Raw genomic sequence first — 21,477 nt, forward strand, 5'->3', positions numbered from 1 at the left:
TTTTTGATATCAATAGATAGACATAAATAGCTGAGTATGCGAGAGCGCAAACAACCCAATGGCTGCCGTAAAATGTTGCGGCGCACTTTCCTATTTTTAATAGGTATAGCACTAGCTAAACTCTTAACGGAATTCTTTTCTATTGCTCAAAATCGCAGCAATTTTATCAATTTTGTTGGTCAATTATGGGAGAAAGCGATCGCTCTCTGGGAAAAGTCTCAACAAGACGTAACTCAACAGCCTATACCCCAAGCTATTGCCACATCAGCGCCTTTACCCAGTAGTACGCCTACACCAAAACCTGCTTCTATACCTAAACCAACTCCTACCCCGAATTTAAAAGGAAAACCTGTAAAAGTTACTAAGAAAACCGTCGCCGGAGTATCTTTTTATCAAACCACGATTGACCTCAGCGACCCGGAAATTTTCCTTACCATTGGGTTAGCTAATAATGCTACTTATGCTAACACTCAAACTGCGACCGCTGGCGATGAACCTTTTGCAAAGCTGGTGGCGCGTCAGAAGGCCGCAGTGGTTGCTAACGGCACCTTTTTTAGTAAAAATGAAAAAAAGGTGGTTATGGGTAACATGGTAGCTGGCGGGAAGTTTCTGAAATACAGCCGTTGGGAAAATTATGGCACTACTTTGGGGATTAAAGCGGGTAATCAGCTAGAAATGATTACAGCGCGATCGCAAGGTAAACCAAATTGGGATCAACACTGGTTTTCTCTTACTTGTGGGCCGAGACTAATCAGGGATGGAAAAATCTGGCTTTCCCCATTATCAGAAGGATTCTCTGACCCCAATGTTTTAAATAAAGGCTATCGCACCGCCATTGGTTTTCCAGCCAATAGAAAACAACTATTTTTAATTAGCTTTCTGGCTAGTTTAACATTGCAACAAGAAGCCGAAATTATGAAGGCAATTGGCTGTGTTGAAGCGATGAATTTGGATGGCGGTGCTTCAGAAGCTTTAGCCCATAACGGTAAAATTTTGCTTCCGGCTGGGCGGAACCTCACAAATGTAATTGTCGTTTATGACACTAATTATCCCGCTCCTAGCGCTTTAAAAACGTCTTGGCAACGCTTTCAAGATGGCGAACGTCCCTCTATTCCCGGTTAAGCTTCATCCAATACATAGGATTGTTAACCTCTCCCCAACCTTTTTCCACCTCTCCCTAACCCTCTCCTAAGAGGAGAGGGAAAAGGAAAATTTTTTTTACGGGAGAAGGGCTTTTCCCCTTCCCTACAAGGGAAGGGGGTAGGGGGTTAGGTCTATATTATTGGACAAATATTAAAGCTGCATCTGTTAAGCATTCGCTGAGAGAAGTGGAATATTTTCAGCAAGCGGATCTTTAACATCTATCCCCTGTTTTATTGCCCAATACTCGCTTAAGAAGTGAATTTGTCTCAAGCCGACAATTAAATTAAAACCTGGTATAAAAATCCACCAAACCACAAGCGGTTCCTTCATTCCAGCTTGGCGATAAAGTTCGTTTACAGTTCTATAAAGCTTGAATTGCACAATGTAAATCCAGGCAATACCGACTAAGGAAAACCAACCAAACCACCCCGGAACATCAGGATCGAATATCCATAAAAGCTGCGGAATTGCTACACCCAAGACAAAAGGCGCTAAAGACAGCGTTCCCGACCACCCAAACCCGTTGTAGCGGCGCAACTCTTCCTGAATAATCCATTTGTACCAGCCGTAGTACAGCATCAGCGTGGCGACCGAGAAGAGTATCACTTGCCACAAGGGACGGGGTTTACCAAGGAGTTTTTCTGTCATATTTGTAGCTAGGGATAAAAGGTTTTTCTATCTTATTTACATTTCATAATATATAACAAAACTTAGGTTTGCTTGGTGGAACCTTACCCAATATTGGTGTAAACAAGCGTGAGTTGTTGGGTTTCACTATCGTTCAACCCAACCTACAAATTACTAAATAAGTGGCTTTTTAGTTTAGCTATTAAACAAGATTAATTCTCGAATTGCTATTGCGGTTGCGGGTGCGAGTAACACACCGTTGCGATAGTGTCCGGTGGCGAGAAGGACGTTGCTGTAACCGGGGAGATGACCGATGATGGGTGCGGGGCGACCTTCGGGGCGAGGGCGCAAGCCTGACCAAGTTCTGATGATGGTGGCTGCGGATAAAGGCGGGCAAAATACTAACGCATCCTCTAAAACCTTCTCTAGCATTGCACCAGAAGCCACGACATCACCCGCATCTGGGGGAAATTCAACAGTAGCACCTACCCAATATTCTCCTGGGCCGCATGGCACTATATGAACATCATCGCCAGTAATTACGGGCTGAAAATCAGGATTACCCAAAGGCTGCGCCAGCCGCAGATGCAACGCTTGTCCCAACACTGGTTTAATATCAATAGACTCTTTTAAAGATGCCGTGAGGGGAGTTGAACCTAAACCAGCGGCTACAATTAGCCAATCACAATCTAACTTTTCAGATGTTGTTTGAATCTGCTTGCAAACACCATTCGTTGTTAATTCATTCTCCAAAACAGCGACACCAAATTTGAAGTTAACGCCGTTACGTTCTGCACCGTCAACCAAAGCTAAAGTTAAAGCAGTTGGATCGAGTTGTCGATCTTGGGGTGAATAGATAGCACCGAGAATTTTATCTTTACTCAGTTGAGGACAGTTTGACTGTAGTTTGGCAGCATCCCAAATTTCCAGATTCCAGCCTTGAGAAGCGCGAATTTCTACCAATTTTTCCCAATTAGCTAAATCTTCTCCTTCAAAACAAAGCATGATAATTCCCTGTTTATTAAAGGGAATTTGCCGTCCTGTAAGTGTTTCTAACTCTGGAATTAAAGTTTCATAGCGCTGGATGCTACTTTGCCGCATTTTCCAGGCTTTGCCTTTAATTTTGCGGCTGATAACGCCCATTAAAACGCCCAGCGCCGCGCCTGTGGAGGCTTGGGCGGGTTGTTGTTTATCCAAAACTGTCACGCTTAGCCCTGAAATTTGACTCAGTTCATAAGCGATCGCAGCCCCAACAACACCGCACCCGATTATGACTACATGACTCATTTCAATTAAGGCAAAAGGCAAAAGGCAAAAAATAAGAATTCTTTATTTTACCTTTTACCTCCCCCTTTTTAAGGGGGGCAGGGGGATCGCCTTTTGCCTTTTTTTTAGGCTTTGGGAATTAAATTCAAGAAAGCATCGAACTCCTGCAATACAGATCGGAAGTTACTCACGGCTTTCTGAGAATTTGCCTCTTTAGCAGCTTGGTCAATCCTTACGAGATCGCTATAGATATCTTTTGCTGCTTCCCGCGCCGTCTCTTTGTCCTGGGGGGACAGGTTCGCCGCCACACGGTTCATGCTTAGCCGCAATTCTCCGAGGGGCCCATGAATGAACGTACCTACATCTACCCATCGCCGTTGTTGGATCATGGTTTGCAGTTCACTCATGCGATCGCGAAATTCCTCAAGCGCTGGAACATACTCCTGAATCTGCTCGATCTGAGCCGGCGTGTACTTGGGAGCCGATTTTGTTGCGGCAGTAGTTGCACTACTGCAACTGATCGTGAATGTAGCTACCAGTGCCAGCATCAAAGCCAAAATAGACCGAAAACGTACTTTTAGCATTCCTTTTGCAATCAACCTCTCAATTAAGCGTCCTTAAAAATATTAGCGGCGAAGAAAGCTTAAAAGTGCATCACTTACCTTTACTGACCAATGCTCTTGCGGATAATGCCCCACTTCTTCCATTTTCATCAGTTTGGCATCCTGAATCGAACTGGCGAAGCTTTGCGCTTGGCTCAAGGGTAGCCAAGGATCTGCCGTTCCCCAGGCTATCAGAGTAGGATGCGTCCAGCTACCAAAGCCGGATTCAATTTCTGCCATTGACTCCTTTAGCTGGAGATTCCGCACGGTGTAGAGAAGACTTCGCCCCGCATCAGAACTTTTGAGGAAGGGACGGCGGTAAATGTCTAAATCTTTGTCTTCTATCCTGTAACCGCTGCCACCTTCTAGGGTTCTGTCCACTAAGAGGGGGTCTTGCGTCATCATATCACCGACCAAAGGCAAACCTAGTTGTTGGATTTTCCAGGGTAACTTGGCGGTGGTTGATACTGGCGCGTTGAGGATTGCCAAGCGTTCGATTTGCTCTGGATGACGCAAGGCATACTGTAGACCGACAGAACCCAAAAATCCCTGGACTACCAGGGAAAATTGCTCAATTTTCAGATTTTTGATAAATTCTTCTAAGGCGTTAATAAAAGCATCGGGTGTATAGGCAAAGTCTCGCTTGTCGGGTTTTGCCGAGAAGCCAAAACCAATCCAGTCGGGCGCGATCGCTTTATACCCTTTCTCTGCCAAAGCGGGCATTACCCCACTCCAACTGTAACTCTGCGACGGCAACCCGTGCAGCAGCACCACTGGCAGTCTATCCGTCCTCCCAAGCGGATTCTCTTCCCGATAAAACCACTCCAGCGAACCTACTTTAATTAATTGCTCGTTCGTTGACACTATCTTTGCCTGCACATTTTCCGGTTGGAAAGAGCTTACCGCCCAACGCGATCTACAGGCAAGTCGCATCGATGCAAGGATTTTATTTAAAAATATAAAGTTCAGATATTATCCAAAATTTGCGATTTTTTTTCTCCTTTGTTTAGTATCGTGGTAATATTTATTTATACCCTATTTCTTAATAGTAGAAATCTATCCGTTTTTCAAAAAAATGCACATATTTCCATTATCTAAGTATACATCCAGAGGGGGGAATCGCATAGTATAACGAGTTACCATTTTGCATCGATTTAATAATTAAACTTAAAGAAGGATGCACCAAAGGTTGCTTCCGAAGGAACATCCTGATATATTAAAACCCCAAAACAACACAGAGAACTAAGTGAACGCAGCTGAACAAGCCACAAATATACAAGTCGCTAGTAAGATTGCTGCTGTTGTCAATCTGTATAAGTCTGAGTTTCCTGATGCTAAGGCAGACTTAAAACCGTGGGCAAATGATCCGGATACTAGAGAATTAGTAGATCCGGATTCCATCGATATCGGCTTTCATTTTCCAGGTAGAAGTCGATTATTTCAAAGTCGCAGCATTCTAGTGCAAATTCGTTTTTACGAAGATCCCCTAACAGGCGATCGCCGTGTCATCGGCGTAGAAGCGGCGGGATTTGACCATAAAGGCAAACAGTGGCGACTTTCCACCGTTGAGGAATGGCAGTTTGTCGGGGAAACCCAGCCAGCAGCTGAGGTGGGAGAAAAGCTGAAACACTTTTGCCGACAGATATTTGAATTGTTCAACGGCGGCGAGACAGATTAAGAGCAACTACCCGTACAAGCAGCCGGATAAGAAGAGTGATAGGTAGAAGAACGCTTACCAAAGATAGTGTAACGGTTGTCGCGCATTTGTTCGTAAGTGCGATCGCCCATCCATTTCACCCCAGGTAAAGCGCGATAAGCATCCACGAACGCGCTACCCATCGGCAACAAACGCCCAATTTCTTCAGCTGCATCGCTACCCTGCCATCGTCTCTCAGTTTGCTCACCATCAATCAAAATCATCCCCATTTCGCAGTCTTGAGGTGTAATTCCAAAGTGATTCAAAGCCTCTTTGTCTTGCATCGGGATGTATTGAAACAACTGTCCCTTGTCTAAGTTTTCCAGAAATTGCACTAGAGTAACGCAGAGATTGCAATTGCCGTCATAGATTACGTTGTAAGTCATTGCGATCGCTTTCTTTTTTAGGATTAGCAGTATATTTCTATTCTGAAGCCTCTGGCTGCGGGGAGGGGAAAGTTACATCTTCGTATATATGTGCGATCGCGCACCGAAAATCTACACTTGCCAAATGAACCTCTGCGCCTTCGTCATAGGGATAAAGCACCCACAAACCCTCTGCATTGCGGCGAAAGCATTCCACCCGCATCCGAGTTTGACTAATCAGGACATATTCCTGAAGCGACTCCATCTGTCGGTAATCACTAAATTTATCGCCTCGGTCAAATGCTTCTGTCGTGGAAGATAGCACCTCGACAATTAAGCAAGGGTAACGCAAAAAGTTATTAAATTCCCTATCCCGGCGATCACAACTCACTATCACATCAGGATAGTAATAAGTATCAATTGACTCAATATGAGCCTTGGTGTCTGCTATGTAAGTTTGGCATCCCCTCCCGCGCAAATGGCTTCTCAATGCTGAAGCTAAATTGAGTGCAATAATTACATGGACATTGCTTGCGCCTGCCATTGCATAAACTTGCCCATTTCTGTACTCATGCTTGATAGGGCTAAGTTCTTCTGCTTCTAGATATTCCTCTGGGGAGATGTGGCTATAACTTGGATTTGCAATCATCTGCAATTACCTCGCTTTCAGGGTTATATCCAGTTTAAGCAACCGAAGAAAAGCTTTAAATACGCGATCGCGCTTTACTCAACTCAAAACTTCTATAAGGCGGTGTATTCAGCTACAGTCCTCAACAGCCGTAGTAAGTCACAATATGCAGTTGCACGATTAGAAGGCAGCGATCTGGTTGATGAAACCTCGAATCATCGTCTGTGGCTTGGGTTCTACTGGGTATAAAATATTCTGTTTACTAAGACAGCAGGGTGCAAGCGTCGTGGGCATCAATGCCGCGCCTGTACCTGGTGAAGAATATGATGTCGTAATTGGAGAATTACGAGCAGCTTCTACTTTAAAAGCAGCCGGGATTCAGGAAGCACATACATTAGTGCTATCTGGGGAAGATGAGGCGCTGAATTTAGCAATTCTCACCCAAGCAAGAATTCTCAATCCTCGGATTCGGATTATCAATAGATTGTTTAATACTAGCTTGGGCGATCGCTTAGACCATACGCTCCCCGAACACGTCACCATGAGCGTTGCTGCCCTTGCTGCGCCCGTTTTTGCCTTTGCCGCCTTGGGAAATCTAGCGATTGGACAGTTGCGGCTATTTAACCAAACTTGGCCCATCCACGAAGAGTATATTCATGAAAATCACCCTTGGCTAGGTCGCCGATTGAGCGATTTATGGGAGGATCGCGCCCGGATGCTAATCTACTATTTGCCAGTAAATAGTCAGATGGATCTGGTTTCTGCGGTAGTGTATGGGCAAGAATTAGAAGTAGGCGATCGCTTAATCGTTGGCACCCAGCCCAACATCGCTAGAGAACGTAAACTGGCGCTGCCAAAACTGCTCAAAGTCTTTACCAACCTGCGACAGTTTCAGCAACACGCTCAACCAGTTTTAATGATGACTCTCGTCCTACTGATCACAATTTTCATCGCCACCCTTACCTTCATCTGTTTCGAGCGACACAATTCTGTTGTTGATTCCCTTTATTTCTCCGTCGGTATGATTACTGGCGCAGGTGGACAAGAGAAAGTAGCAGAAAATGCTCCCGACAGCATAAAAGTCTTCACAGCCATAATGATGCTAGTTGGTGCTGGTGTAATTGGGATTTGCTATGCCCTCCTCAACGATTTTGTCCTAGGAAGCCGCTTCAAACAATTTTGGGATGCCGCACGAGTTCCCCAGAAAAATCATTACATCGTCTGCGGACTCGGCGGCATTGGTGTAAAAATAGCCCAGCAACTCCATACCCACGGACATGAGGTTGTCGTAATCGAACGCGACTCCGACAATCGATTTCTCAACACCGTCCGCGCCTTGGGAGTACCAGTAGTTCATGGAGATGCCAGCTTATTTGCCACCCTGGCTGCTGCCAATATCCACAAAGCAAATGCCCTCTTAGCCGTCACCAGCGACGACATGGCAAATTTAGAAATTGCCTTAAGCGCCAAAGGCATTGCTCCCAAGTTGCAAGTTGTCGTGCGTACTCAAGATCCGCAGTTTGCTTCCCAAGCGCAACAAGTGTTTGAATTTGAGGCTGTGCTGAGTCCGACGGAATTAGCAGCGCCTTCCTTCGCGGCGGCGGCTTTGGGAGGGCGAGTTTTAGGCAATGGCATGACTGGCGATAGTCTTTGGGTTGCCTTAGCCACGATGATTACACCCGGACATCCCTTTTGTGGTAAGCGCGTTAAAGAGTCCGCAATGGATGCAGATTTCGTGCCTTTGTACATCGAAACCAACTGCCAAACCATCCACGGCTGGAATGTTTTGGAAACTGGACTCGGTGCTGGTGATATTTTATATTTGACTATGCCAGCAAATCGGTTAGATCAGTTGTGGCGCGTGGCACCCTCTCAACTTATAGCCACGTAATTTGGTAATTGGTTAAATCAAAACTTTTAATTTGCTTCCATCCAAGCGATACACTGCTGCATCTGGTGGTGCATTGTCTTTGCGTCCGCATGATTTCTGCGTCCATGACCAGGTAACACCCACTCGAAGGAGTAGTTCGCCAGTTTTCGCATCGATTTAATCTGTTCTTGCCAAGAGTACCAACACACATCCCGGAAAGCAATCAGCTGATTGAGTCGGGAAGACCAAGCGAGATGATCTCCGGTGTACAAGAATTTATTCTTGTACAGCAAAACTGTGTGACCTTTGCTGTGACCGGGAACTGGGATAATCAATAGATCCGGTGTCAGCTGATAAGGCTCGGTACCAGTTAGCTGAATTTCCACATCACGAGTACCAGAAGTGATATCGTCGGTGTGGAGAATGCGCTGACACCCAAAATGCTCTCTATACTTTTTATGATCCGCCACATCATCTCTGTGGGTCAGGTACATATAATGAATTCCCCCCATCTCCTCTAACCGCTTAACTAAAGGTGGCGTAAACCGGGGAGAATCAACCAAAATATTACCTTCTGGCAGCACAATCAAGTAACTTGCCGCACCATAGGAATCTTCCGAATGATAGCCGCAATGGTAGACATTTTCTGCGACTAAAATTGGAAAACTCTGCTGCGCTTCTTTGATATCCTTTGGCTTCTCAATTGTACCAATGGAAGCGGTAGGACAAGCGAGGAGAGCTTGGAGACTAAGCAATCTTTCTGCCTGATTTTCTGGCTGATGATAAACAGCTGACTGCTCATCAATGCGAGAGAATACTTCTGGAACCATCCAGCGGCACGTATCGCAATCAATACAAGTGCTATCAACGTAAAAATCGCCGTTCACATTTTGGGGACGGCTTTGATTTAAATGAGCCATAATTATACCTAACGTTGACGACAGGCAAGAAGCCTATCACTTCTATTGTGCTACGTGCTTACCAAGGTATGGGTTGGCGATCGCGCCAAAAACCACTTGTCGCACCATCATCAGGTAACGTAGCCAGCCAGACAATTGTATCAACGCCTTGCTCTACAGTTCTCGGAGCATTCGAGCCGCCCATATCAGTTTTCACCCAGCCTGGACACACGGCATTTACTAAAATATTTGTGTCTTTCAACTCATTGGCAAAAAGCCGCGTTAGTGAATTCAGGGCAGTTTTGGAAATTCGATATGCAGGGTATCCTGTGTTCATCTCGAACAACTGTCCCGCACCCGATGATACATTAACAACTCGTCCGTAATTATGCTTTTTCATCAGGGGAATTAAAGCCTGAGAAAGCAGCAATGGCCCGTATAAATTTGTCTCGATTGTTTCCTGCAAGGTATCAATTTTGGTATTAAATATGCTATTTTCTGCATCCGTAAAATCTCTAGCTATTCCCGCATTATTCACCAAAATATCCAGTTTCCCAAACTCATTGCGAATAAACTGCGCCAAATGCTCGATACTTTCTGCATTAGTGACATCAAGCGGATGATAAACAACATCCAATCCCTCAGCTTGCAACTTTTCAACCGCTGCTTTGCCTTTAGCTTCGTCACGACTGGTAAGAACAACTTGGATATCTTTTGAAGCCAGTTGTCGGCAAGTTTCAAAGCCGAGTCCCCGATTGGCACCTGTGACAATTGCTATTTTTTTCATTTTATTTTTGTCGCTTACATTTATAGTTTTAGTTAAAAATATTTTTAGGTTGGTGCAGTGCAACTAAGCAAAACCTAATAAATGCTTGAAAGGGTAGGTTGGTACTAATCGCCCAACCTACCCTCTAACTGGGGAGACGGGTGCGTAAGCGTAACGCACCCTACGCATCTAGAAATATTTCAGGACTTACGCACTTACCGTGAACTAAAGTTCCGGCTCAAAGCCCAAACCCATTGAAATGGGTTGGTTCGGGGTTTTTTAGTCAGTTTCAACTGACTTGGGCTTTCAGCCAGGAAATTGATTTCCTGGTTCCTAGTGCGTAAGTCCTAATATTTATTAAGTAACAATAGTTACTTCCCCACTATCTAGATCGTAACGACAGCCGACAATTTTTAGTTTGCCTTCTTGGATCAGTTGAGCCAGCATCACAGAAGTTTCCTGCAACAATTCAACTTGATATTGAACATTGGCTACGACTGCATTTTCAACTGGATCGCCCGATTTGCCTTTTATCTTTGCTAAGGCTGGTTTGATATCCTCAACAAAAGTGCCAATTCTACCAGGGAGTGGATCGCCTTTGACCGCCGCCGCTACTGCACCGCATCTTTCATGTCCCATTACCACGATCAGTTGAGCGCCCAATACCGCTGTAGCGAATTCTAGGCTACCTAAAGATGTAGGACTTACGACATTTCCAGCTAGGCGAACAACAAACAAATCCCCAAGCCCTTGATCAAACACAATTTCTGAAGGAACCCGTGAATCAGCACAGCTAAGCATGGCTGCAAACGGATACTGACCTTTAGCAACTAATTGCAAACGTGCTATTGATTGGTTGGGGCTTTGACGCCTTTCCTGCACAAACCGTTTGTTTCCCTCCACCAATCTTTTCAAAGCTTCCTCAGGATTAACTGGTTTAGGATTGCTTTGATATTCAGCAGCAGCAGCTTGTGGAGCGATCGCTTCCTGTGCAGTCCAGAGGACACCGCCAGCAGCAGTAGCAGCAAGACCAGCTCCTCCCGCGCCTACCAGTTTCAATAAATCGCGCCGTCCCACAAACCCATCAATTTGACTCATTCTAATACCTCAAGAAAACGTTATTTCCCGCTCCCAAAAATGGATGCGTATCTCATTGAAGTATATTTTTGGATATAAAATATTTTTTTTTATTGGGGCAGAAATAGAGGATAATGTATACTTTCTCTGCGCGAATATCGTGGCTGCGTGCCGCATCCGAAGATCGCGATCGCATTCATTAAGCTGTCATACATTTAATTTACAGATAGCTATAAGCACCCAAAGGTAAAAATAACAATTGAGTTTTACAATTTTTAATCTTTAATTGCTTGGTATGGCCAAAAAACCAGCTCAATAGCCGATTAATGCCTCTTGGTTTGATAAACTTGTATGGGTCGGTCAATGCCTTTGAAACGAAACTCTCCCATTGGAGACAAGCCTTTTGTTCGCTTCAGCATTGAATAGGTTTTTTCACTGATAACAAATTCACCAGGCGGACAAATTCCTTCCATACGAGAAGCAAGATTAATCGTTGTTCCTAACACGGTATAATCTACCCTCTGAGAGCTTCCAACATCTCCAACTACGGCTTTACCGCTATTGATGGCAATCCGCAATTGCAGAGGTTCTGGAAAAAAGCCAGAAGCATTGAGACGATCTAAACGCTCCAGCATTCCCCAGGCGGAGGCTACAGCTCGCTCGGCATGATCTGGCTGCGGTTCGGGAGCGCCAAAAAATGCCATAATGCAATCCCCAATAAATTTATCTAACGTCCCTCCAGCATGAAAAACTTCTTTCAACATTTCCTCGAAGAAGTTATTAAGCAATTGGGCAATTTGTGTAGGAGTTAACTTTTCCGAAAGGGCAGTAAAGCCAACAATATCAGCAAAAAGAATGCTGATTTCACCTTCTGAGGGAACCAGACGACCGTCTTCTAATGCCCCTTGTGTCATGATGTGTTGCACAACTGAAGGCGAGTGATAGCGTTCTAGTCTGTGGCGAATATTTGCTTCACTTCTGAGTTTCTGTGTTAATAACCAACGTTGCACAGCTGATGCTACTAGATTGGCTAAAGCTGAAAAAAAGCTGAGGTCTTCTTCTCCCCCTTTAGCATAATGGTTAAAAGAAAGATTGGCATCGCCATAAAGAACGCCTACCACATGATGTTCATCCCAGAGAGGAACAGCTAAGGCGCTACGAATGCCTTTGGCTAAAATACTTTGTTCGCCTACAAAGCGTTCATCCCTTTGAGCATCAGCGGTTTTTACAGCTAATTTATCAGTAAATACTTTTTGACAGATGGTGCGGCTAATCCAACTGTCATCGGCTGTTATATTTTCCTGTTGAGAGATATCTCTGGCGGCTGCATCAAGTAATTCAAGTTTGCCGGAATCGTTAATATCAACTAATAATGCCAAACGTTCAATACTTTTTAAATTGCGAAAAACGATTTCCTGCACCTGAGCAAAAATCGCTTCTATAGATTCAGCAGAATTTAGACTTTTAGCTATATCCACCATGTCTTTGAGACGATCGATTGCTTTTTGGTGGTTTGAGGAGCGATCGCCATTATCATCATCAGCCTGTATCCACTGCTGTTGCAGTTCTTCGGCACTGCGGAAGATAGTCATTGCGTCATCAGCCAGGGGATATGTTACTGGCTTCTGGGGTTGAGGAAGATCGGCGAAAATAACATTTAGGCAAACATGCCCTAGCTGAATAAGATCGCCGTGATTGACTTTTTGAGGGGAGGTCAAAAGACGTTCATTTAACCGGGTACCATTGGTGCTGTGCATATCCTCAATCAGCCACCCCCGATCCGGTGCTTTCACCAAACGGGCATGGTAGCGAGAAATCTCAAAGTATGGTAAGTACAAATCGCATTCTGGCAACCGCCCAATAGTAAATTCGTCTTTTTCTACTGTGATGTAGCTTTCGGTCTTGCCTTCAATTTGTTGGCGCAGCTTTAGTTCAGCCATGACTTCAAACCTCCTTGCACCACAGCGAACAAGAGGTGCTAAAAATCTCTTGCAAAGCAATATTCAAATAGCGCACCGACAAAAGCAATGGCATTTCCTCAGCGATAGCGTAAGCAGTAGTGCTTTTGAGCGCATCGCTGCAACCATCTTAACCTTGAGAAAATCCTTCTACCGACGATTAGCAATGTTGAAATTGGCGGTGACGCTAGAAAAATCGCACCTTTGGCATTAGGAGAGAGCAAGCGATCGCTTTGTCCCATTTTCCTTGTGATACTATACGCAGCACCCCTTGATTAAAGGGGCTTTGTCGGATCTGCGTCTAGCCTCAAGAAACTGGTTTGGTACCATCTCTCTTGGTCTGATAAACCTTTATCGGGCGGTCAATGCCTTTGAAACGGTACTCTCCTATCTCCTCCAAGCCTTGCGTCCCCAAGGGAAGCCCCTTTTGGGGGGTTCGCGTCAGCATTGAATAGGTGGCTTCGCTGACGACACATTCACCGGGAGGACAAATTCCTTCCATGCGGGAGGCAAGATTAATTGTTGCTCCTAACGCAGTATAATCTACCCTTTGAGAACTGCCGACATCTCCAATTACTGCCCTACCGCTGTTGATAGCAATCCTGATTTGCAGCGGTTCTGCCAATACTTGATTCGCATTGAGATTTTCTAGACGAGTCAGCATTCCCATAGCCGCAGCAACAGCCTTGTCAGCATGATCGATTTGCGGTTCCGGAGCGCCAAAGAATGCCATAATGCAATCTCCAATATATTTATCCAGCGTTCCTCCAACGGCAAAAACTTCCTGTAACATTTCCTCGAAGAAAGCATTTAGCAAGTGGGCAATTTGTGCTGGACGCAATCTTTCCGAAAGTGCAGTAAAGCCGACAATATCAGCGAAGAGAATGCTGATATCAACTTCGGCGGGAACCAGACGACCATCTTCTAATGCCCCTTGGGTCATAATGTGCTGCACAACAGAAGGGGAGTGATAGCGCTCTAGTCTATTCCTAATTGTTTCTTCGTTTCTGAGTTTGAGTGTTAAGAGCCACCGTTGTACAGCTGATGCGACGAGATTGGCTAAGGCTGAAAAAAAACTGAGGTCTTCTTCTCCGCCTTTAGTCCAATGGCTGGAAGGCAGTTGAGCATCGGCATAAAGTACGCCGACTACTTTATTTTCATCCCAGAGAGGGACAGCGATCGCGCTCTTGATGCCTTTGACGAAAATACTTTGTTCGCCTTCAAACCGTTTATCCATCTGAGCATCTGCGGTTTGAATTGCTACTTTTTCATCAAATACTTTTTGACAAATGCTGCGGCTAATCCAACTACCCGACTCGGTGAGATTTTGAAAGACATCTCTGGTTGCGGCATTGAGCAATTCAAGTTTACCTAAACCGTTGACATCAACTAACAATGCTAAGCGTTCAATACTTTTGAGGCTGCGGAAAACAACTTCCTGCACCTGTTCAAAAATGGCTTCTATTGATTCAGCAGCACTGAGAGCCTTAGCGATATCTACCAAATCTTTCAGGCGAGCGATCGCTTTCTCCTTATTATCGCTGGAATCTTTCGCCCCATCCGCTTGTATCCATTGCTGTTGCAGTTCTTTGACATTGCGAAGGATAGTAGTACCTTCAGGCGGTACGTCTAGCAAATCGGGTTTTACAGGAGCAGTTAAAACAACAACTACACCAACATCTCCTAGCCAAATAACGTCACCGTCATTTATCTGTTGAGGTGAGGTTACAGGACGTTCGTTCAATCGTGTCCCGTTTTTGCTACCCATATCCTCAATTGTCCAGTCTCCGGTCGCTGTCTTCAAAAATTGGACATGGTAGCGGGAAATTCCCCCAAAAGGCAAGCACAAGTCACATTCTGGCAAACGCCCGATAGTAAATTCATCCTGATTTACCGTAACCGTTCTTTCCGTATCTTCTTCTTTTAGGCGTAGTTTAAGTTCAGCCATGACTTAATACCTTTTTGAAGCAAAGCCAACAAAGGAGGCACAATTCCCCAGTCCGTAGTCTAAGTATAAATTTATGCAATTTAGATGCACAAAACATTATTAGATCCAATGCGATCGCGCCCTTTGTATGAAAAATTGGGGGGTATGACCCCTCATCCCTAGAACAACAGTATCATAGTATTGCTGGTTTCCCATACCGGGTCGAGGTTGTAGCTATACAACCGCAAAAGACATTGGAAATAAACCAGCAAATCACAGCAGAAATCGATTTTGTTAAAAATCCGGAAGACACTACTTATTTTTGGAAAAAAATCTATTATGTCAAACGGTTTACCTCCCAGCAGCGAAACAATGATAGGCACTTTACTAGACCAGCGTTATCAGGTGGTTCAAGTGCTAGGTCAAGGCGGATTTGGTCATACATATATCGCCCAAGACACTCGCCGACCAGGAAACCCCACCTGTGTCGTCAAACATCTTAAACCCGCTATTAGCAACCCGGAATTTTTGCAAACAGCTAGACGCTTGTTTAATAGCGAAGCGGAAACCCTAGAAAAGTTAGGAAATCATGACCAAATTCCCCGGCTGTTAGCTTACTTTGAGGAAAACCAAGAGTTTTATCTGGTACAGGAGTTTATCGACGGACATCCTCTAAGTGTAGAACTTCCACCGGGTCAGCGGTGGAGCGAAACTCAGGCGATACAACTGCTGGCTGAAGTTTTACCTATTCTAGAATTTGTCCACGGTAACGGGGTGATTCATCGGGATATCAAGCCGGATAATTTAATCCGCCGTTCCTCGGACAACAAGTTGGTTTTGGTTGACTTTGGTGCTGTTAAACAAGTGCAGATGCAGTCAGCCCTTGCGCCTGAAGGTGTAAACGAGACTGTAGCAATTGGCACCCCAGGCTATATGCCCAGCGAACAGGGACAAGGCAGACCCCGCCCCAGTAGCGATATTTATGCTCTCGGCACCATCGGTATCCAAGCCTTGACTGGGTTAAATCCCAGACAATTATCAGAAGATCCTGAGACTGGGGAAATTCTCTGGCGACATCAGGCTCAAGTCAGCGACTCTTTGGCAGATGTTCTAGATAAGATGGTGCGCCACTACTTCAAATACCGCTACCAGTCAGCAACTGAGGCGCTGCAAGCACTCGCCTCATTAACCAATCCTTCCACTCCGGGGGCTTTGGCGGCAGTCTTGGGCCAGAAGATGCGCGGCTACTTCAAAGATGGCTCTGAGTCTGCTAAAGAGGCATTGCGTAGGTTCTCCGCCGAGACGAAGCCCCACACCTTGTCAGATGACGCAACTGCCCCTGTATCTACGCCCCAGCCAGCCATCCCCCCGACGCAGAACACAGTAACAATTGCTACTGGCAATCCCCCGACCGCTAACACTGTGACAGTTGCTCCGGGAAGAGTAGCGATCGCGCCAGAGACTTCACAATCTAAATCCCCCCAGAAATTGCCGTTGCTAATCGGGGTAGGCACCGCTATTTTTGTAGTTACAATCGGTGCAATTTCTGCAAATCGTCCCCCATCGCCTAATCCGGTGACGGCTAAAAACCAAATTGAAACAACAGCTAAACCTGCACCAAAACCAAGTTGTATTGTTGTTACTAGCTCATCAAATGTCCGCTCTTTGGATGGACGTAAGAAAACTGGGGATGTTGTGAAATCAGGAACTAAAGTATCTGTTACTGGAAAAGAAGAAAGTGGCTGGATAGAGATTAATGCTCCCGTGTCAGGTTGGATTTGGAAAGGTCGGACAAAAAATACTTGTCCTTCTAAATAGAAAAACCGGGTTTTTCAGGGTGCATAGAAAAAAGTCTGACGCGAAGCGATCGCACTTTTTTTTACCCTATACTGGTGAGCAATTGGGGAAGATTTACTGCTTCAATCGTCTTCAAATCGAGTTTTTCTGAAGCGCGATCAATATCTATGCCAACAATATTACCGTCAGCATCAAAGTCTACTACCAACCCCTCGGCAATTTCCTGTGAGTCTTCACTCTTGCTGTTGTTTAAATCAATATAAAGTGAGTCGGTTTCTGGATAATAATGTAGTTTCATAAATCTTCCTGTTAACTTTCATCTGGCATCACAAAATTTCGGTCTGGAAAGGCATTGTGAATAGTTTCTCCATCCGCAAGTGTTACCACCCTTAGCACCCTACCAAATTCTGGTACTCTACCCCAAAAACGAATACGTCCATCTAACTGTATCTCGGTTCTTAACGGATTAGCTACCACCCGCTGGCACCACTCCCGCCGTAGGTAGGGACGTTTGCGTAGTACCTGCTCTTCAAAGTAGCGCCTGGTCTTCATCCAAGGTTAACAGTCTTGATATTGACAACTCCTCGGACTAAAGCCGCGAGGATTCTTCCTTCACAGAAAAACGCCTAGTAAAAGCAGTGCCTTTACTTGGTCTTACTCTTTCTCCAGAAGCGGTAGCGAGATGCCCTCCCGCCAAAAGTCGTAAACCTTCATCTCTAATATTTATCGCGGCGTTAATGTCCCTGTCATGTACTGTTTGGCATTTAGGACACGTGAAGCGACGAACATCTAGAGCCAAAACATCTACTTGATGCAAGCAGCTACTACAGGTTTTTGAACTGGGAAAGAATCTATCTACTTCAATGTAGATTTTTCCTGACCATTCCGCCTTGTATTTCAACATGGTGCAGAATTGACCCCAACCAGCATCACTAATCGATTTGGAAAGTTTGTGATTTTTGACCATATTGTGAACTGCTAAATTTTCTACTACTATGACTTGGTTTTCGTCAACTAATTTACGACTTAGCTTGTGTAGAAAATCTTCACGACATCTGGTAATTTTACTGTGAACTTTGGCAACCTTAATTCGTGCCTTATTCCGATTTTTAGAGCCTTTTTGTTTACGGCTAAGTAATTTCTGTTTTTTGGCTAGTCTTATCTCATATTTACGGTAATATTTTGGATTGCCATGCTTAGTACCGTCTGAGGTAATAGCATAATGGGTTAACCCCATATCTATACCAATCGCTTTTCCTTCTGACGATGTGGCAGGTTTGTCTTTTGGGTCATCATAAAGGCAAGCAGCATAGTATTCACCGGAGGTCGTCAAAGACAAGGTAACAGACTTAAGTTTCCCTACGGGGAGGCGAGATACTTTGCAGTAAACCTCACCCAGTTTGGGAAGCGTTAAATGATCTCCATCTAGTTTCACTCCTTGAGGAAAGCGAATAGATTGCTTTTGTCCCTTTTTCTTAAAGTTTGGGTATTTAGCTCGTTTCTCAAAGAAGTTTAAAAACGCACTGGATAGGTCTAATGCAACTTGCTGTAAACACTGTGATGGTGGTTCTGTTAACCATTCATGCTCTTTCTTCAAAGATGGTAGTAGATTAATGATGTCGTTACGACTTAACCCTTTGCCAGTTGCCTTGTAAGTTTCGCTAGTTAAATTAAGAGCATAGTTGTAAAACCAGCGTACACACCCAAACGACTTAGCAAGCAATATTGATTGCTCACCAGTTGGATAGATTCTGTACTTGTAGGCTTTTAACACGGGACTTAACAAAGTATTGCGGTGCTTAACAAAGCGTTGGCACTATGGTAAACTAAAACATCAAGAATGTAAAGCCGTCCTCTGCTCCGCTAAAGAACGGGGTTTTAAACCCAGGTTTTCGATAAAGTGGTACGTGTTTGTTGCAGTAAAATTCTATTCCCTAGCGTGTATTTGGCGGCAACTCTAGGGGAACCGCACCCAACAAACCTGTGCGAAAATCATTTAATACCTGCCGTGCTGTCCGTTCTACATCACCTTTATGACGGTGATTTGCCACAGCGTGTATATATTCTTCACCCGTTAGGGGTACTGGATCTATTCCGTAGCGAGACTCTAAAGACTTTACCAAGAATAAATCGGCATCTGGGCTGTTTAAATTTTTCAGAAAATCTACCAAAGAAGCTGCCACTCGTTGATTATCGTAAGACGCATCACCGATATCATCGCAGATAGCTAATTTGAGAGCAGCAGATTGATTTTCTAACCTGGAAGGTAAAACGCCGGGAGCATCTAAAAGTTCAATTTGATCGGAAATGCGTATCCAACGCAGTTGGCGAGTCACGCCAGCACGACGCGCACTTTCTACGACTCTTTTCCCCAACAAGCGATTGATTAAAGCTGATTTGCCAACATTAGGAAAGCCTATCACAACGGCGCGGACTGGACGAGGAAGCATTCCGCGATCGCTTCTTCGTTGATTCATCTGTTCCCCAGCTGCTTGCGCCGCCTTTGCTACTGCTACTATACCTTTACCATGCTGAGCATCAGTGAAGTATGGCGTTTCCCCTCGTTCCCTAAACCACTCTGTCCACATCTGTCGCACAGAGGGAGTAATCATATCCATGCGGTTGAGTACCAACACCCTCGCCTTGGTACCCACCCACTCTGGCACTTGGGGATGGTGCGTGGAGAGAGGAATGCGGGTGTCTCGCACTTCCAACACCACATCCACACGCTTAAGCTGTTCTTTGAGAGACTTTTCAGCTTTGGCAATGTGTCCGGGATACCAATTAATATCGGGAGTAGTCATAGAATTTTAGATTTTAGATTTTAAATTTTAGATTTTAGATTTAATCCAAAATCATCGGAAGCCTAGAAACTCCTTCGCCCCCGCAAAATCACGCCATATTTTGGGAAGAACGGGAGGTTGGGGGAAGAACCAGTAATGGTTCAACTCCCTGATCAATCTCCCCAAAAATCGCTTCAAAATCCAAAATTGATTAGGGAACAACCAAAACTGGGCAAGGGGCAAGGTTAATCACCCGGTTAGTGACACTTTCGGAAACGCCTTCCTCAGTCAAACCCAGTCCGCGACACCCCATCACAATTAAATCGGCATCCATTTCATCAGCAACATCGCAAATTGTAAAAGCCACCTTACCTGTTTGCTCAATGATCTCAGCTTGGATGCCTAACTCAGCAAATAGATTTTGTGCAGTTTTAAGCAATTCGGCAACGGCTTGTGGTGAGTTCATCGCATCTGGACGAGGCGATTCCTCTACTGCTGGTTCTTCTACCACCGACAGCAACACTAAGCGGCTACCATACTTTTGCACAATATTGGCAACAACATCAGCCGCTTCGCGGGCTTCTCGACTTTGATCGACAGGAAACAGAACAGTCTTGAACATGGCACGCACCTGTAGGAACCCCTACTCCTGTAAAATGTGGACGGCGCTGGCTAGAAAAAACTTAACTTGCGATCGCACTTTGGTTTATCTAGCTTTTGAGGGAAAAAGGTCAAACGACCATTAACACGCTACTGGTGGCGAAATTTTTAACTAAGACGCAATTAGGAGGTTCACGCTGTGTCCAAGAAAACTGTAGCAAATTTAGCGGCATCTGATTTATCCGGTAAACGGGTACTGGTACGGGCGGATTTTAACGTACCTTTAGACAATGGCAGCATCACTGACGATACGCGCATTCGGGCAGCTCTGCCAACAATTCAGGATTTAACTTCTAAAGGCGCTAAGGTGATTCTCTCCAGCCACTTTGGTCGTCCAAAGGGCGTAGATAACAAATACCGCCTGACTCCCGTCGCCCATCGCCTCTCAGAGTTACTGGGTAAGCAAGTCGTCAAGTGCGATGACTGCATCGGCGAAGATGTCGCAGCTAAGGTGGCGGCGATGCAAAATGGCGACGTACTACTGCTGGAGAATGTCCGCTTCTACCCAGAGGAGGAGAAAAACGACTCGGAATTCGCGAAAAAATTGGCTGCAAATGCCGATTTGTATGTGAATGATGCCTTTGGCACCGCTCACCGCGCTCATGCTTCCACTGAGGGCGTTACTAAGTATCTTAGTCCATCTGTGGCTGGATACTTAATTGAGAAGGAATTGCAATATTTGCAAAGTGCGATTGAAAGTCCCCAGCGTCCTCTGGCTGCAATTATCGGCGGTTCCAAGGTTTCCAGTAAAATTGGTGTCATCGAAACGCTGCTGGATAAGTGCGATAAGCTGATCCTGGGCGGCGGTATGATTTTCACCTTTTACAAGGCTCGCGGGCTGAATGTGGGTAAGTCGTTGGTGGAAGAAGATAAGCTGGAATTGGCGAAATCTTTGGAAGCTAAGGCGAAAGAGCGCGGCGTTCAATTGCTATTGCCGACAGATGTCATCCTTGCAGATAATTTTGCTGCTGATGCCAACTCTCAAACGGTCAGCATTGATTCTATTCCCGATGGTTGGATGGGCTTGGATATTGGCCCCGACTCGGTGAAGACGTTCCAAGATGCGCTTGCAGATTGCAAGACGGTGATTTGGAATGGCCCGATGGGCGTGTTTGAGTTCCCGCAATTCGCCAAAGGGACGGAAGCGATCGCGCGTACTCTTGCTGACCTCACCAAGACTGGCGCTACCACGATTATCGGCGGTGGCGACTCAGTTGCTGCGGTGGAACAGTTGAATTTGGGCGAACAAATGAGCCACATTTCCACTGGCGGCGGCGCAAGTCTGGAGTTGCTGGAAGGTAAGGAACTTCCTGGGATTGCAGCGTTGGATGAGGCGTAACGGCTAAAGTCGCCTTGAGCAAACTTAGCCCGCCTGCGCGGGCTAATATAGAGACGCGAAATTTCGCGTCTCTA

General features: G+C 45.3%; 23 protein-coding genes. 7 read left to right on the top strand and 16 right to left on the bottom strand.

Annotated elements, in window-relative coordinates:
• The first annotated feature begins 36 nt into the window (after positions 1-36).
• Positions 37-1,122, top strand: coding sequence for a phosphodiester glycosidase family protein (locus tag H6F74_RS17480; protein WP_190443325.1), 1,086 nt, complete (start codon positions 37-39; stop codon positions 1,120-1,122).
• Between the two features lie 186 nt (positions 1,123-1,308).
• Here H6F74_RS17480 and H6F74_RS17485 read toward each other — a convergent pair whose 3' ends face one another.
• From H6F74_RS17485 to H6F74_RS17500, 4 genes are all read right to left on the bottom strand, one after another.
• The gene (locus tag H6F74_RS17485; protein ID WP_190443327.1) at positions 1,309-1,791 is read right to left on the bottom strand and encodes a hypothetical protein; all 483 of its coding nucleotides are present in this window, start codon (positions 1,789-1,791) and stop codon (positions 1,309-1,311) included.
• 174 nt (positions 1,792-1,965) lie between these two features.
• Positions 1,966-3,057 (bottom strand): FAD-dependent oxidoreductase, encoded by a 1,092-nt coding sequence (locus H6F74_RS17490; protein WP_190443329.1) that lies wholly within the window; start codon positions 3,055-3,057, stop codon positions 1,966-1,968.
• A gap of 104 nt (positions 3,058-3,161) precedes the next feature.
• The gene (gene psbQ / locus H6F74_RS17495; RefSeq protein ID WP_190443331.1) at positions 3,162-3,620 is read right to left on the bottom strand and encodes a photosystem II protein PsbQ; all 459 of its coding nucleotides are present in this window, start codon (positions 3,618-3,620) and stop codon (positions 3,162-3,164) included.
• 42 nt (positions 3,621-3,662) lie between these two features.
• Positions 3,663-4,502 carry an alpha/beta fold hydrolase gene (locus H6F74_RS17500; RefSeq protein WP_190443333.1) on the bottom strand — a complete coding sequence of 280 codons (840 nt, stop codon included), beginning with the start codon at positions 4,500-4,502 and terminating at the stop codon, positions 3,663-3,665.
• Between the two features lie 382 nt (positions 4,503-4,884).
• Here H6F74_RS17500 and H6F74_RS17505 point away from each other — a divergent pair, with 382 nt between their 5' ends.
• Positions 4,885-5,316, top strand: a complete 432-nt coding sequence (locus tag H6F74_RS17505) for a hypothetical protein (protein WP_190420632.1) — start codon at positions 4,885-4,887, stop codon at positions 5,314-5,316.
• On the opposite strand, the gene H6F74_RS17510 is transcribed toward H6F74_RS17505, so the two are convergent.
• Complete coding sequence (locus H6F74_RS17510; RefSeq protein WP_190443335.1) at positions 5,313-5,720, bottom strand: DCC1-like thiol-disulfide oxidoreductase family protein; 408 nt, start codon at positions 5,718-5,720, stop codon at positions 5,313-5,315. The two genes, H6F74_RS17505 and H6F74_RS17510, sit on opposite strands and share 4 nt — an antisense overlap.
• Before the next feature lie 37 nt (positions 5,721-5,757).
• The gene (locus H6F74_RS17515) at positions 5,758-6,348 is read right to left on the bottom strand and encodes a Uma2 family endonuclease (protein ID WP_190443337.1); all 591 of its coding nucleotides are present in this window, start codon (positions 6,346-6,348) and stop codon (positions 5,758-5,760) included.
• Here H6F74_RS17515 and H6F74_RS17520 point away from each other — a divergent pair.
• A complete protein-coding gene (locus tag H6F74_RS17520) occupies positions 6,322-6,576 on the top strand; it encodes a hypothetical protein (protein ID WP_190443338.1) in 255 nt (84 codons plus the stop codon). The two genes, H6F74_RS17515 and H6F74_RS17520, sit on opposite strands and share 27 nt — an antisense overlap.
• Positions 6,530-8,218 (top strand): NAD-binding protein, encoded by a 1,689-nt coding sequence (locus H6F74_RS17525; RefSeq protein WP_190443341.1) that lies wholly within the window; start codon positions 6,530-6,532, stop codon positions 8,216-8,218. Before H6F74_RS17520 ends, H6F74_RS17525 begins: the two co-directional genes overlap by 47 nt.
• A 26-nt stretch (positions 8,219-8,244) precedes the next feature.
• On the opposite strand, the gene H6F74_RS17530 is transcribed toward H6F74_RS17525, so the two are convergent.
• The 4 genes from H6F74_RS17530 to H6F74_RS17545 form a co-directional block, all read right to left on the bottom strand.
• Complete coding sequence (locus H6F74_RS17530) at positions 8,245-9,117, bottom strand: MBL fold metallo-hydrolase (RefSeq protein WP_190443343.1); 873 nt, start codon at positions 9,115-9,117, stop codon at positions 8,245-8,247.
• Positions 9,118-9,175: 58 nt separating this feature from the next.
• Positions 9,176-9,883 (bottom strand): SDR family oxidoreductase, encoded by a 708-nt coding sequence (locus H6F74_RS17535; protein ID WP_190443345.1) that lies wholly within the window; start codon positions 9,881-9,883, stop codon positions 9,176-9,178.
• A 336-nt stretch (positions 9,884-10,219) separates the two neighbouring features.
• Positions 10,220-10,960, bottom strand: coding sequence for a carbonic anhydrase (locus H6F74_RS17540; protein ID WP_190443347.1), 741 nt, complete (start codon positions 10,958-10,960; stop codon positions 10,220-10,222).
• A 302-nt stretch (positions 10,961-11,262) separates the two neighbouring features.
• Entirely contained in the window at positions 11,263-12,879 is a 1,617-nt protein-coding gene (locus H6F74_RS17545) for an adenylate/guanylate cyclase domain-containing protein (RefSeq protein WP_190443349.1), read from the bottom strand.
• Here H6F74_RS17545 and H6F74_RS17550 point away from each other — a divergent pair.
• Positions 12,878-13,111, top strand: coding sequence for a hypothetical protein (locus H6F74_RS17550; protein WP_190443351.1), 234 nt, complete (start codon positions 12,878-12,880; stop codon positions 13,109-13,111). The genes H6F74_RS17545 and H6F74_RS17550 overlap by 2 nt on opposite strands.
• 93 nt (positions 13,112-13,204) lie before the next feature.
• Here the strand turns inward: H6F74_RS17550 and H6F74_RS17555 are convergent, their stop codons facing one another.
• Entirely contained in the window at positions 13,205-14,845 is a 1,641-nt protein-coding gene (locus tag H6F74_RS17555) for an adenylate/guanylate cyclase domain-containing protein (RefSeq protein ID WP_190443353.1), read from the bottom strand.
• 351 nt (positions 14,846-15,196) lie between these two features.
• Between H6F74_RS17555 and H6F74_RS17560 the strand changes: the two genes are divergently transcribed.
• Positions 15,197-16,642 (top strand): protein kinase, encoded by a 1,446-nt coding sequence (locus H6F74_RS17560; RefSeq protein WP_190443427.1) that lies wholly within the window; start codon positions 15,197-15,199, stop codon positions 16,640-16,642.
• Positions 16,643-16,703: 61 nt separating this feature from the next.
• On the opposite strand, the gene H6F74_RS17565 is transcribed toward H6F74_RS17560, so the two are convergent.
• The 5 genes from H6F74_RS17565 to H6F74_RS17585 form a co-directional block, all read right to left on the bottom strand.
• Positions 16,704-16,919 carry a DUF2283 domain-containing protein gene (locus tag H6F74_RS17565; protein ID WP_190443355.1) on the bottom strand — a complete coding sequence of 72 codons (216 nt, stop codon included), beginning with the start codon at positions 16,917-16,919 and terminating at the stop codon, positions 16,704-16,706.
• Positions 16,920-16,930: 11 nt separating this feature from the next.
• Positions 16,931-17,173 (bottom strand): hypothetical protein, encoded by a 243-nt coding sequence (locus tag H6F74_RS17570; RefSeq protein ID WP_190443357.1) that lies wholly within the window; start codon positions 17,171-17,173, stop codon positions 16,931-16,933.
• Between the two features lie 37 nt (positions 17,174-17,210).
• The gene (tnpB, locus tag H6F74_RS17575; protein WP_190443359.1) at positions 17,211-18,395 is read right to left on the bottom strand and encodes an IS200/IS605 family element RNA-guided endonuclease TnpB; all 1,185 of its coding nucleotides are present in this window, start codon (positions 18,393-18,395) and stop codon (positions 17,211-17,213) included.
• 160 nt (positions 18,396-18,555) lie between these two features.
• A complete protein-coding gene (gene ylqF, locus H6F74_RS17580) occupies positions 18,556-19,425 on the bottom strand; it encodes a ribosome biogenesis GTPase YlqF (protein ID WP_190443361.1) in 870 nt (289 codons plus the stop codon).
• Between the two features lie 190 nt (positions 19,426-19,615).
• A complete protein-coding gene (locus H6F74_RS17585) occupies positions 19,616-20,026 on the bottom strand; it encodes a universal stress protein (RefSeq protein WP_190443363.1) in 411 nt (136 codons plus the stop codon).
• 177 nt (positions 20,027-20,203) lie between these two features.
• On the opposite strand from H6F74_RS17585, the gene H6F74_RS17590 reads away from it, so the two are divergent.
• Entirely contained in the window at positions 20,204-21,403 is a 1,200-nt protein-coding gene (locus H6F74_RS17590; RefSeq protein WP_190443365.1) for a phosphoglycerate kinase, read from the top strand.
• Positions 21,404-21,477 lie beyond the last annotated feature (74 nt).

It is taken from the genome of Trichocoleus sp. FACHB-90 (assembly GCF_014695505.1).
GTDB classification, from domain to species: Bacteria; Cyanobacteriota; Cyanobacteriia; order Cyanobacteriales; family FACHB-T130; genus Funiculus; species Funiculus sociatus.